Genomic DNA, 12,433 nt, shown 5'->3' on the forward strand with positions numbered 1-12,433 from the left:
GTGTCAAAATATCACTAAACATCAACTGCTTTAACGAAACTATCTATTTTAGAACACAACCCACTTTGACGTACTGTTTTTACAGATAATGCAGTTGTAAGTGATTGAGGATCAACAAATAAACTAACAACACGCTTCGCTCGTGTAATTGCGGTATATAACAACTCTCTACTCAACAGCCTTTGGGAACTTTCTTCAAGAACAACAGCAACATGCTCAAACTCTGAACCTTGTGACTTATGAATTGTCATTGCAAAAGCCGTCTGAATTGTTTGAGGTAATCGTGTCGCAACAACCCATTTATTTAAACTTGGAAAAAACACTTCATATTGTTTATGATCTTGTCGATGTCTAAAACAGATCCCAATATCACCATTTGAAATGCCCAATTGATAGTCATTTTCCATCACCATGACAGGCCGACCAACATACCAATCAATTTCACGCTTTGAATAGCCCAAAACTTCTTGTTTAAACTGCTGTTCGACATATTGATTCACTCGATTTACACCGAATACACCAACGTTCATTGCGGTTAAAATACGATAGTCATTAAAGCAATCTAGAACTTTTTGCCTTAATAGTGACAAGTCACTCTCGTCCTCACCTTCCACGAGGTTATATGCTTTAACAGCTTTTATATAGTCTGTATAACCTAAACAAAGCTGATCTAAGTTTTTTTCAAGTTCAGCCTCTGTTATTTTTTTAGGTAAATACGCAATTTGGAGATGATCTTCGACAATGGTATGCAGATCGACATATTCAATATGAGAAACTTGCACAACTTCATCATTAAAGCGCTTTAAGAGTTGTTCATGATCAAATAATGTAGATGTACTCACTTGCTGAATAAATTTTGCCATCTTTCCAATTTGTGCATCATCATTAAAACGACGGCTATGTACAAGATGAGTTCTGTAAGCTTGTAACGCCTCTACTTGCTGTAAATCTGCCAAAACAGATCCCACACCAACAGAAGCAAGCTGATTCGCATCGCCCAATAAAATAAGTTTTGCCCCATCTGCAACTGCCTCAAAAAGTGCAGTTGCAAGGTTTAAGTCAAGCATTGAGGCTTCATCTACAACAATGACATCAAAAGGTAATGGTTGCTTCAAATTAAATTTTGCAATGCCTCTATTTCCCATTGCAAGTAGACGATGTAACGTCACAGGTTGAACCATTTGCAGTGCTGGTGTAACTAGACCTTTGTCATTGAGTAACTTATCTTGAAATGCGCTTTGTAATGCCTCTTGCATTCGCTGTGCTGCTTTCCCTGTGGGTGCTGCCATTGCAATACGTAAGTCAGGAGTTTCTTTATTCAATACAGCAATAATACGAGCAAGCGTATAGGTTTTTCCTGTACCTGGTCCCCCTGTAATTATGCCCAAATGATGCTTCGCAACCATTTTCAATGCGAGTTGCTGATATTCGTCAACAAGTAAGTCCTTATAAGCGCTTATATCTAAATTTATCGAAGGTTGTTCGGTCAAACGCTTTACTTGCTTTGCCAGTCGTTGCTCTAATGCATAATATCTATACAAATAAACCCTTTTACCATCATAAATAAAAGGGCAAGTATGGCTTTTATCTCCAAAAGCCACTAGACTACGCAACCTCTCGACAGTGGCTCGGTCTATAGATAAGCAACTATTGCCCTGAGCATTGGACAGCAAAATGTTTTGTATAACTTCTTGCATGTTCTCTTTTTCACTACTTACAGTAAAATCGAGTGTATTGGCCAAATACTCAGACCACAGCACCATCCATTCTTCATATTTTTCCAGCTTATCCAACGGCTTACCCACAGAGTTATCCTCACATTTACTTACACAGATACCAATAGATTGATCTACTACTTAAGATACTATTTTTTAAAAACTTATACTTAATCTAAGCCAATTTCTGCACAGCATAGTAGCCCAACATTGCATCTAAACGCTGAATAAACTCTGGACTTGGTTGCCAATGACATACACCCATATTTTTTTGTCCTGTCATACCACGCAAATACAAATATGTTGCCCCACCTAAGTGTTGTTCTATGTCATAGCCATGTAAACGCTCTTTTAAATAACGATGCAACGCCACAAGATATAAACTTGCCTGTAACCAATAACTACTTTGCGACATATTTTTAGCAATTTCATTTTGCGTATAGCTCTGAACTGTTTCACCTAAAAAGTTACTTTTATAATCTGCAATATAATATTTGCCTTCAGACTGATACACCAAATCAATTGATCCATTCAAGAAGCGTGCTGACTCTGCACTATTCAGAGTAGGAATAAATATATCGTACTCTTGAAAAAGCTGATGGATACGCTGACTCGCAAATACCTGATCTGAAAGTGCCAAATAGAAAGGAAATTCTGACAGATATGTATTCGGTTCAAGCTGACCAAGCATAAACTCATTTCCAAATGGTGTAGACAGAATATCGTTTAACCAAGATTTCACATCTGCAATTAAACGCTCTTCACAATCCTGCTCACGAATACCATCACCGAGTAATGCTTGGTACTTTTCAAAAACTTGTTTCTTGAGTGTGCTGTAGTCATTTTTAAAACGGCGATAAATTTCTAAGTCCCATGAGCTTTGGTCTTGAAAATCGAGATGTTCAAAAATTTCATGTAAAAAATTACCTGCATGTGTTCCCATTGGGAAATTGCGTGCAATCCATGGTATTTTTTCCGCATCATTTGAGCTTACGTCATCTATATCATTAATAGATTCGACCACCAAAACTTCATCATCTGCTGCGGTTTCATTATTTGTATATGTTGCCAAAACATCTAAAGCTTGTTGCTTGGTTAAATGCTGTGCCAATGCAGAAAAACTGGTTTTTAATCTTGGATATAGCTTCAGTTGAGGCTGTAGTATTGCCGATAATTCAACAACCACTTCACGATCTTCTTTATAGGGTAAAGGTTTACTTGTCAGTAGTGGCTCATCTGTTGCCGAAATATGACTAAACAGCGTCGGCTGTACTCTCCAAAAATTAACCCCACTTGTTGTTTCAGTTTTGACCTTATTCAGCACAGTATAAATACGATGGCTTGCACGCGTAAGTGCCACATACCATAAGCGGTTTTGTTCTGCTTGCGCACGTGACTGATGCTGCTGTACCTCAATTTCACTCAAAGCTGTTTTATCATCTATTGCAATCACACGTTGTTGTTCAACTTGCTTGGTCATTTCATTTATTGTTTCTGTGGTAGAGAAATTCAGCGTTTTATTGATTTCTCGGAATGACCCATTGGCATTGAGTAGAAAAACTATTTTGAACTCTAAGCCTTTCGATTGATGAATCGTCATCAACTGTATGCCTGCATCGGTAGATAGACTTCGCTCTAATTCCCACTCTCGGTCACTCGGTGAAGCGACTTGTTTTAAGTACCAATTCAGTAGGTTTTTGGGCCCTTGATACTTCCCACTATGCTGACTGAGTAGGTCTGATAAATGTCTTAAGTTAACAACATTTCTTTCATTGTCTCGACTCTCAAAGCGAACTAAATTACGCCATACATCAAAATACCGTAAACAATATTGCCATGCTGCTAAAAAGTGGCGTTCAAACCAAATTTCACGAATTTCACTAAAGACCGAAATGAATTGTCCTAAACCATCTGTTTGACGTTCAAACTCATTTAAATTTGTAAGTGTGTAGCCCAACATTCGGCTAAGCAAAGCACGTTTTACCTTCTTTTCATCATAAGGGTTCATTATTGCTATGAGCACTGCTGCAACATCTTGTGCAAGTAAGCCATCAAAAACACTTCTTTTCGATGGTCGGTTTACTCGTATACCTAAACGTTCTAGCTCAAACTGTACTTTGTCTAAGCCATCATGATTTTTAGATAACACAGCAATATCATCTGCAATGATCGGAGTATTTGAATGATCTTTGGATAAATATAGTTGACCTTGCTGACTCTGCTGTAACAGCGTAGATATTTTCCATGCAACTTGAATTTCAGGCTGCACTTCACTTTCTATATGCAACCAACGCAATGGTTTTGGATTTTGTTCTTTCCCGTCAATAAGTTGTGGGTGTGGTCGTGTGCCTGCTTCTACAGGCTCATAAATGACGTGTTCACCAAAGTCAGGATGTTGCATAAAAAGTGCATCTACCGCTTCAACCAATGGCTGAATGGTTCTATGGTTGTACTTCAAACGATAGAAATGTCCTTTTTTAGAAAGAACATCATGATATGCACGAATAAAAGTAAGCATATCTCCACCACGAAATCCATAAATGGCTTGCTTACGATCGCCTACCATGATCATGCAGCCTTTTTCGTATTTCGTGGGTGCACGCCAAATGCTGGCAAGCATGTTGTCTTGCTCTTGGTTGGTATCTTGAAACTCATCGACTAAAATCAGTGGGTAACTGCTTTGTACAAAAGCCGCAAAATGCTCACCGTGTTCTCCTTGCAATGCTTCAGACAAGGTTTTTATTTGCTGTGCAAACGTCGTTTCGCCTTGCTGTTGGAGGAGTGCGGGTAAGCGCAGTTTGACCTGACTTGCAATATAGTATGAAATATAATGCTTATATCGGGTGAGAATATTCCCAATCTCTTGCAGTTTTGTAAGCACTTCCACCAATACAACTAATGAGGGGTCGGTATAAAATTGCTCGGCATTCTCTTTAGGTAAGTTTTTTTTAAGAGTTTTCTTGTTTGTAAATGACCCCACAAAAGATATCAGATATTCTTTTTCACTCTTTGGCAAAAGCACTAAAAACCCTTTTTCTTTAGATTGTAAAATCTTAAAGACTGCATTAGGAATAATATCTTCCATCAGCTGATTAAAAGTGATTGTTTTAAAGTATCTACCACTTTGATATTCTGCAAATCCTCCTTGTTCTACATACTTTCTTTTTAATTGCGTATAGTCAAACGCTTTTAATTTTTCTCTAAGTTGCAGATATTCTTCTACTTGTAGTTTGGGATGCGAAACCTCTGTAAACTGTGCATTGGGAAAGTTCAGTACATTTTCGGCAACGGCAAAATATTCTTTAGGGTCTAAACAACCGACCGCAAACAACCAATCAATGTCCTGTTGCGACTGTTGTTGTATCCATTCCCGTAGCACATCATGTATCAGTTGCTCGGTATACTGCTTTGACTGATCGGTAATCTCTACCCGTTCAATTTTACCACTTTCAAATGCAAACTCTCTGAGTAATTTTTGACTAAAACTGTCGAGTGTTCCTACAAATAGCTCATCAAGCTGTTCCAACACTAATTGTAAGCGACTACAAGCATAAGCCACTTGTGTAGAAAATTTTTCTAATAAAACAATTTTTAATGGGTCTTCATCAGCCGCTTTGAGTTGTTGTAAATGCTCAATATTTGCTTGATGATCAAATCCTATTCTCTCTTTAAAAAAAGATTGCATTTCAACAATTCGAGCGCGAATACGTTGTTTCAACTCAGCTGCAGCAGCACGTGTAAATGTGGTTGCCACAGCTTGTTTAGGTAAATACTTTTCTAGCAAGATACGCACAAGCAAACTAGACAGTGTAAAGGTTTTCCCTGAGCCTGCCGAAGCTTCTATCCAATGTAACCCTTGAAATTGAATATCTTGAATAGGATAAAAAGATACTTCAGGTTTAACTATTGTCATAATCTGTTTTCCGTTTCACTTATCCAATAGTATTTAAATGTTCATAAATTGGGGCATACAAACGATAAGCCCATTCACGACAGTGTTTTTCTAATAGGGCATTTGCATCTTGTTCCTGCAAAATAAATTGCCACTCTTGATGATACTTCGATGCTTTGTCTTCATCTGCTGAAATAGCCTTGTTATGTTTTTGAGGATCATTCCAATGTTTAGAAAGTGTTTGCCAAGTTTTTTTATCCAAACTCTTTTCTTCTGTCCATTCAGGTTGTTTATTTTTTTTACTAAGGGACAACAAAAGTTGAGCAGGCAGTACAATAGGCGTTACCATTGCTTGTTGCCATAAAGCCCACCAATCTTTGAGCAAGGTACAAGCTTTTGCTGAGCTTACGCCTTCATAAATCATGGTTTGATCACTAAATACCACAATATAACGGTAATCTTGACTCTGTTCGTCTAAATCTAAATACTGTAACCATAGCAAATAGTTAAGCCATTCTTGTGCACGTCGCTCAGGTTGCGAGCTTGAAAGCCGTAACACTACCCATTGCGTTTCACTGGCTTGCTTTGGCACAGTAATACGTAAGTATACATATTCTGAAATACATAACGTTTGTTGTGTCGTTTCTGTGGGCTTATCTGCATATGTATGCAAACGTTCTAATAATGTCAGATACTCTTGTTGCGACTGTTGCCAAGCACTTTGCTGTGTTTTCCCCACGGGCAATTGATCTAACAACATATCGGCATTATGCGTTAATGCCTGTTGTGACTGTAAGAAATCTCTAACTTTATATTTGGCTAAGCCATCAAGAAATAAGGGTTCTTCATCGCTATTTTCTGCTACTTTTTTTATATTTTCCACACCAAGCGCTCTTAAATAAAGCTGTGCTGGAAATGTAACATCCTTCACCCATTGATACGCATCTAACATCATTATATCTGTCACATTGAGTTGGTACGCCTGATCAACCCAAGGTTGTCTTTTGCCTGAATGATGTTGTAACTGCTGTGCAACTGCAAACCATTGATCTTGATAATGCCCTTTTTCCAAATCTATAAAGTTGACTGCATCAAAAGGTTGTAACGCATGAATATGGTAAATAGATGCAAGTTGTATAGGTACATTCATCTTTTCAAGGTGTTTCGATTTCTCTTGTGTAACCTCTATATTTTTATTTTCTTGTGTAATGAATGCCAAATGATCTATAAACTCTTGCAACACACTTGAGGGTTGCATCAGTTCATCACTTTTTTCATCAAAACCATTATAAAATAACCAAAAGTTGTCTTTTGCTAACAGTAACGCATCTAAAAAAGCGCCCTGATCATCTTCTAAACGTGAGCGATCGCCTAGAATTGGCTGTAAAACTTGCATTAGATCAAAAGGTATATGCCGATTTCGACTTGGAAATACACCACTGTCTAAGCCTAAAACTACGGTTAGCTGATAAGGAATTGGACGAATTTGCCCAATTTCACTAAATGTAATGTGCCCACTTGGTTCAGCATTTTCTAGCTGACTCTCTAAACCTTGTTCAATTTCAGAAATAACATAGGCAAGTGGTAAAGTGAGGTCATCTAACTGCCCCATTTTTTCTTGCTGATTACGCTTTTCATACGTGACTGAAAGGGTGAGCATACGAATATGTTTGTTAATCAGTTCAGCCACGGTACGTAAAATATCTTCACCCTGTTGTTGAAACAGTGCAATTTCATCAGCCAAAACAGTCAGCCAATATTCCACACTATAATGCTGTCCCTGTTCATGGCAAATAAGCCAATCACGACGATGGTCAAGATCATTATAAATTTGAATTAAACAACCAATCAGTGGGAAATCTTCAGGCTGTACTTCGGCATAACTTAAAATATCTCTCACAATGGTATGCTCAGGCACTGCAACTCCCATTGCTAAACGGTCTAACGCGAATTTAAAGCTAAAACGATAGTCTTGATCCTCTTCAAGTAAAAACCGCTTTAAGTGAGCCTCATCCAAACCACGTTTAAAGCCTGCTTTTTCAAGTAATGTCAACATTCGTGTGACTTGCTCATAGTCTAAGCCATAATAGCGTTGCGTAGGTAATAAACTGAGCCAATCTGCAAAATCACTATACTTAAAACGGCCTTGTGGCAATTGAATGCGACCAATGACAGCCAACCACGCATTGGTTAAATCGAACTGTGGTACACCTACAATTTTAATCGGTAAATAGCTTTCTTGACGTTGGCCTTGTGATCGTGGCGGTGGTGCAAATACACTACGAATCATCGGTTCAAGCGTGGTCAAGTCAGGTGCAACCACCAAAATATCATCTAAACGGCGTGGTGCTTCTTTTGTTCCTTGTGACAGCCAATAGATAAGCTGACCTTTTAATACCTCAAGTTGTCTTAAATTGGAGTGGCAGACATGAACTTGTATAGAGTAATCATCTTTAGCCAATGGATATACCTGTGCTTCAGGTTCCATCAAAAACAAAATATCGGATTGAATTTTACCCAACAGTGTGTCTTGATAATCATCAAAAAATAAGTCTTCCCATATCCCCTCTTCACCTGATGACAAACCTGCCAACAGTGAGAAATGATCACGCGCTTGCTTACCAAATCGAGTTAATAGCGGATGTCTAGACTCCCTTGCTTCTGCATTAAACGTTACATTAAAAGTTTGAATAAATGCTTCAATATCCTCATCTGTCAATTTTTTCTTTAAACGCTCATTTTTTTCTCTAAAACGCTGTATTGCTTGAGCATCATAGGTTTTCTTCCACTGAGGATCGACACTGTCTGCCCAGTACTCCTGCGAAGGATTATAATGATAAATCGTAACATCAATATACTGCCCTAAACGGCGCAAAAACTGTAATTGATTTGGCGGTAAATCTAAGAGCGTAAAAATGGTGACTTGTTGGGGTAAATGTTTTAATGCCGTTATTTTTGTCGCTTCCAAAATTTGCCAAAATTGTGCATCAATGGTTTTTATTTTTAAAAAATCGTCATGAAAAACTTCATGCCATAACCAACGTTGCCATGCTTCTAACGACTCGGCTTGTTCTAAGTTATATAAAGAAAGATTTTTTGACTGAGGTGAAATTAATTTTTCAATATCAATCGCTTGATCACGCCCCCACGCATCAAGCCAATTTTGCTTACAACTACATTTTCCCTCTACATGCCCCTCAAGGCAATAACCACGATACAACATATAATGACCAAACAAGCACGACACCTGTTCAGATACCCAATACAACATGCTTTGCTTTTTTATTTGTCGTTGTAATGGATCTGTTAAATGAATAGCACTCTCATAAATACGCGTTATCAGGTCAAATAAAGCATGTTGTTCTGACAACTCAACTTGAGCCGATGCAATAAAAGGACGTAAGGCTTCATAAATACGCCATTTCATCACCAAGCGAGGAATATTTGCCTGACGTACTTGGTCTTTATCTGTCATTACTTGCTGGTAAACATACCATTGAAAGGTTTGAATACGTTGATGATAAATCTGATTGGCACTAATGCCTTGTTGCTCTGCAATATATTGCTTTAACCATTGCTCAATCGCCTGATTCGGTACAATAAAATGCTGTGTTTCCAATACACGAAATGGATCATTCGTAACTTTCGATTGTTGCTCAAGTAGCATTTGTGCCAACACTTCAAGCTGTTGGCTTTGAAATACATGAATCCCCATTTCTTATATCCCTCTATTTTTCATTTCTAGTGTTAACATTCATTATTACAGCACAAACCTTGTAAAATGGTATTTTTCAAAATATTTACTCGCCAATAAAACCTGTACACTTCCCTTATGGAAAATTAAAAAATAAATACTTCAAATCAATAAGGATAATACCGTCACTTTATATTTTGATGTTTTTATAATTTCAAAATTTTCAGGGATAGATTTACGAGAAAAGTCTAATAACAAGTCATTTTCAGAATTAAAAAAGGTTGATTCTGTATTAAATTTAACTTTTTTACAGCTCTCAATCACACTATAAGTAAATTTAAAGTCCTGAAACTCACGGTTTGATAAGCGATCAAATTTTGAAAGAAAGTTTTCTAGTTTAGAAGATTTATCTAAAACAATATTGGTTGGGCTGTTAGGAAATGTCTTTCTAAATATAGCCTTACAGAACTGCCCTAAAGATCCTTGATGCTTATTTGTAATAATATCATTGATATCTCCTAACGATTTTACTCGTTCAATCAATACTTTATCTTTATTTACTTCAGCTAAGATTGAAACAGTATCTAAAGGTGTTTTAAATAGTACAGGAACATCTACCCATTCATAAGTAGGGACAACAATGTCGAGTGATGATTTTTGAGTACTGTCATTCTTAGAAATGATATCGCAAGAAATTCCTTTAATTCTTAAAAGTTTAGGTGTTTTTATACCATTTTTTGAATGTTGAGTAAGATATTGGTTTGCGAGATGCACCATTGCATCCTCTTCCGAATAAAAACTTCTTTCTTCATGCGTAAATTTTATCCTCTGAGCTATACGAGTAATAACACACTTAAGCTCATAAGTTTGGAATTCATTGCTAGACAAACTATCAAATTTTTCAAGAAATCTTTCTAAGCGATCTGCAGAGTTTTTTATTATCATAGCGTTCATCATACTGTTTATTTTTATATTATATTTTTTGCAATAAAAACCTTTGCAAAAACTATTTAACGAGCTGTTATATTCTGTTTGAATAATATGATCAATATCACCTAAGCTTTTCAGTTCATCCAAAACTTTTTTATCCTCAGCAATGGCTTCATCAAATTGTTGAGTGTATTCATTTATACTCATATATTTATTCGTATCTAGGTCTATACCTAGACGATATACTTTCCAACCTGTTTCGAATTCTGCTGGAACTTCAACCCATTCATATTTCGGTACAGGAATATCTATTGAAGTTAGTCTTATAGTTGACATAAAAACCTCTAAATTAATTAAAAAGAAAACTGATATTTTTACAGCCTATCCTATCGTCAAACGCTATTCTGAAGAATACAAATTAAATACAGTAGAATGTCTACTTATTTATTTTAAGCTAAGATTAGCTCTAATCCATTAGTACGTCAAGCATTTTTTGCAGTAGAATACCTACGATATAATTATATTAATTCATAAAAATATATAAAATCTGACAGAGTAGTTTAATATAGTCCTCCTTCAATGCTTTTCTCTTTTAATAAACAGTACCTATATCCTTCAAACAATTCTCTTCTACCCGTTAATTTATGAATGGGGTATATCCATAATTTTATCTAGAATCATGACAATCTTTTAACACTCTATGTCTCTATATATTTTCGTATTTAGGCAGTAGATTTGATTTTGAATGTAATTCATTACATAAATACCCCAATATAGCCAGACTTAAACCAAATTGAAAAAATGTGGTCTTAAGTAAATCTATTCAGAATAAATTGAAAGTCAAAGTGATTGATAATTTATTTAAAAGCTAATGTAATGATTGGTGGTATTTATATTTAAGTAATTGAAAAATAAATATAATTAATAGTTAAAAAAGATTGGTAGGCAAACTTTTGGTGGTATTGGCTGTATGAAAAATTAAGCTGTTTCGCTATAGCTATGTAAAACCACTCTGTCAGATTTTATATATTTTTATGAATTAATATAATTATATCGTAGATATTCTACTGCAAAAAATGCTTGACGTACTAATGGATTAAAGCTAACCTTATTTCAATATAAATTCGTAGACAATCTACTGCACAAAATTCTTGAAAAATAGAGTCTGACGACAGGCTGCAACCTATCACCATATTCTCAACTTAATTAACGATGTGAACCATTAAAGGCTGTGAACCATGAAAGTATATCAGATCAACTATAACCTTCGTAAACAAAGTAACTATGATGAACTTTATAAAAAAATTAAGTCTTACAGTAATTGGTGTCATCCATTAAATTCTTGCTGGATTATTACATCTAATAAAACAGCGCTTGAAATTCAAAATGATTTAACCACAATCCTAGATCATGATGATGGTTTGCTTATTACAAGACTACAAAACGAAGCTGCTTGGTGCAATCTTGATTTCCACGGAAGTAAAGTAAAGACTGACTGGTTAAAGATAAATTTAAGTTGTGCAACATAATTGATATAAACCATGAATTGGAATGGTTCAACTTTACTTTTGAGATGAAATGCATATGTCAAATACTAGAAAACGATTAAAGCTATCTGATGTTGCTGATATCAGAACAGGCTTTACATTTAGGGAGAAAATTGAGGAACTACCAGTTGGTAATGCTCATATCGTACAAATTAAAGATGTTCGTCATATTCGCGATATAACCCAATCTCAGCAGATATACACCAATCAATTACCTTTAATTGATTGGAAAGGAAAAGCACATTTGCTAATAGATAGTGAGTGTGTGTTACTACCTTGTCGTGGAGAATATATCAAAGCACATTATTTTGCAGGTAATCAAAAAGAATCGAAAGCATTACCTTTAATTGTGAGTAGTCAGTTTTTGATTTTGACATCAAATCAACATGTATTACCTGAATACCTATGTTGGTATTTGAATCAGCCTATTGTGCAATATGAATTACGTCAAATAGGTCAAGGTTCTAAAATACCTATGCTAAGCGTGTCAATGATTAGTAAATACGAGGTTGAGGTTCCAAGCTTAGATATACAGCAACATATAGTCGCATTACATCGTACTTGGGAACAAGAAAAACGCTTGACCCAACAATTAATTAAAAATCGTGAACAAATGATGCAGGGCATCTTTCAACAATTGCTCAAAGGACAATAA

6 protein-coding genes are annotated in these 12,433 nt (G+C 36.0%); 2 read left to right on the plus strand and 4 right to left on the minus strand.

Annotated elements, in window-relative coordinates; all coding sequences use genetic code 11:
- Positions 1-14: 14 nt before the first annotated feature.
- The 4 genes from recD to P256_RS07905 form a co-directional block, all read right to left on the minus strand.
- Positions 15-1,793, minus strand: a complete 1,779-nt coding sequence (gene recD, locus P256_RS07890; RefSeq protein WP_407637988.1) for an exodeoxyribonuclease V subunit alpha — start codon at positions 1,791-1,793, stop codon at positions 15-17.
- Between the two features lie 97 nt (positions 1,794-1,890).
- Positions 1,891-5,628 (minus strand): UvrD-helicase domain-containing protein, encoded by a 3,738-nt coding sequence (locus tag P256_RS07895; protein ID WP_023273158.1) that lies wholly within the window; start codon positions 5,626-5,628, stop codon positions 1,891-1,893.
- Between the two features lie 19 nt (positions 5,629-5,647).
- Positions 5,648-9,322, minus strand: coding sequence for an exodeoxyribonuclease V subunit gamma (locus P256_RS07900; protein WP_023273159.1), 3,675 nt, complete (start codon positions 9,320-9,322; stop codon positions 5,648-5,650).
- A gap of 141 nt (positions 9,323-9,463) precedes the next feature.
- On the minus strand, positions 9,464-10,567 hold the full coding sequence (locus tag P256_RS07905; protein ID WP_023273160.1) for a hypothetical protein: 1,104 nt from the start codon (positions 10,565-10,567) through the stop codon (positions 9,464-9,466).
- Between the two features lie 902 nt (positions 10,568-11,469).
- Between P256_RS07905 and P256_RS07910 the strand changes: the two genes are divergently transcribed.
- Together P256_RS07910 and P256_RS07915 are read left to right on the plus strand one after the other, a co-directional pair.
- Entirely contained in the window at positions 11,470-11,760 is a 291-nt protein-coding gene (locus tag P256_RS07910; RefSeq protein ID WP_023273161.1) for a hypothetical protein, read from the plus strand.
- Positions 11,761-11,815: 55 nt separating this feature from the next.
- Positions 11,816-12,433 carry a restriction endonuclease subunit S gene (locus P256_RS07915; RefSeq protein WP_040332008.1) on the plus strand — a complete coding sequence of 206 codons (618 nt, stop codon included), beginning with the start codon at positions 11,816-11,818 and terminating at the stop codon, positions 12,431-12,433.

Origin of the sequence: Acinetobacter nectaris CIP 110549 (assembly GCF_000488215.1) — a bacterium.
GTDB classification, from domain to species: Bacteria; Pseudomonadota; Gammaproteobacteria; order Pseudomonadales; family Moraxellaceae; genus Acinetobacter; species Acinetobacter nectaris.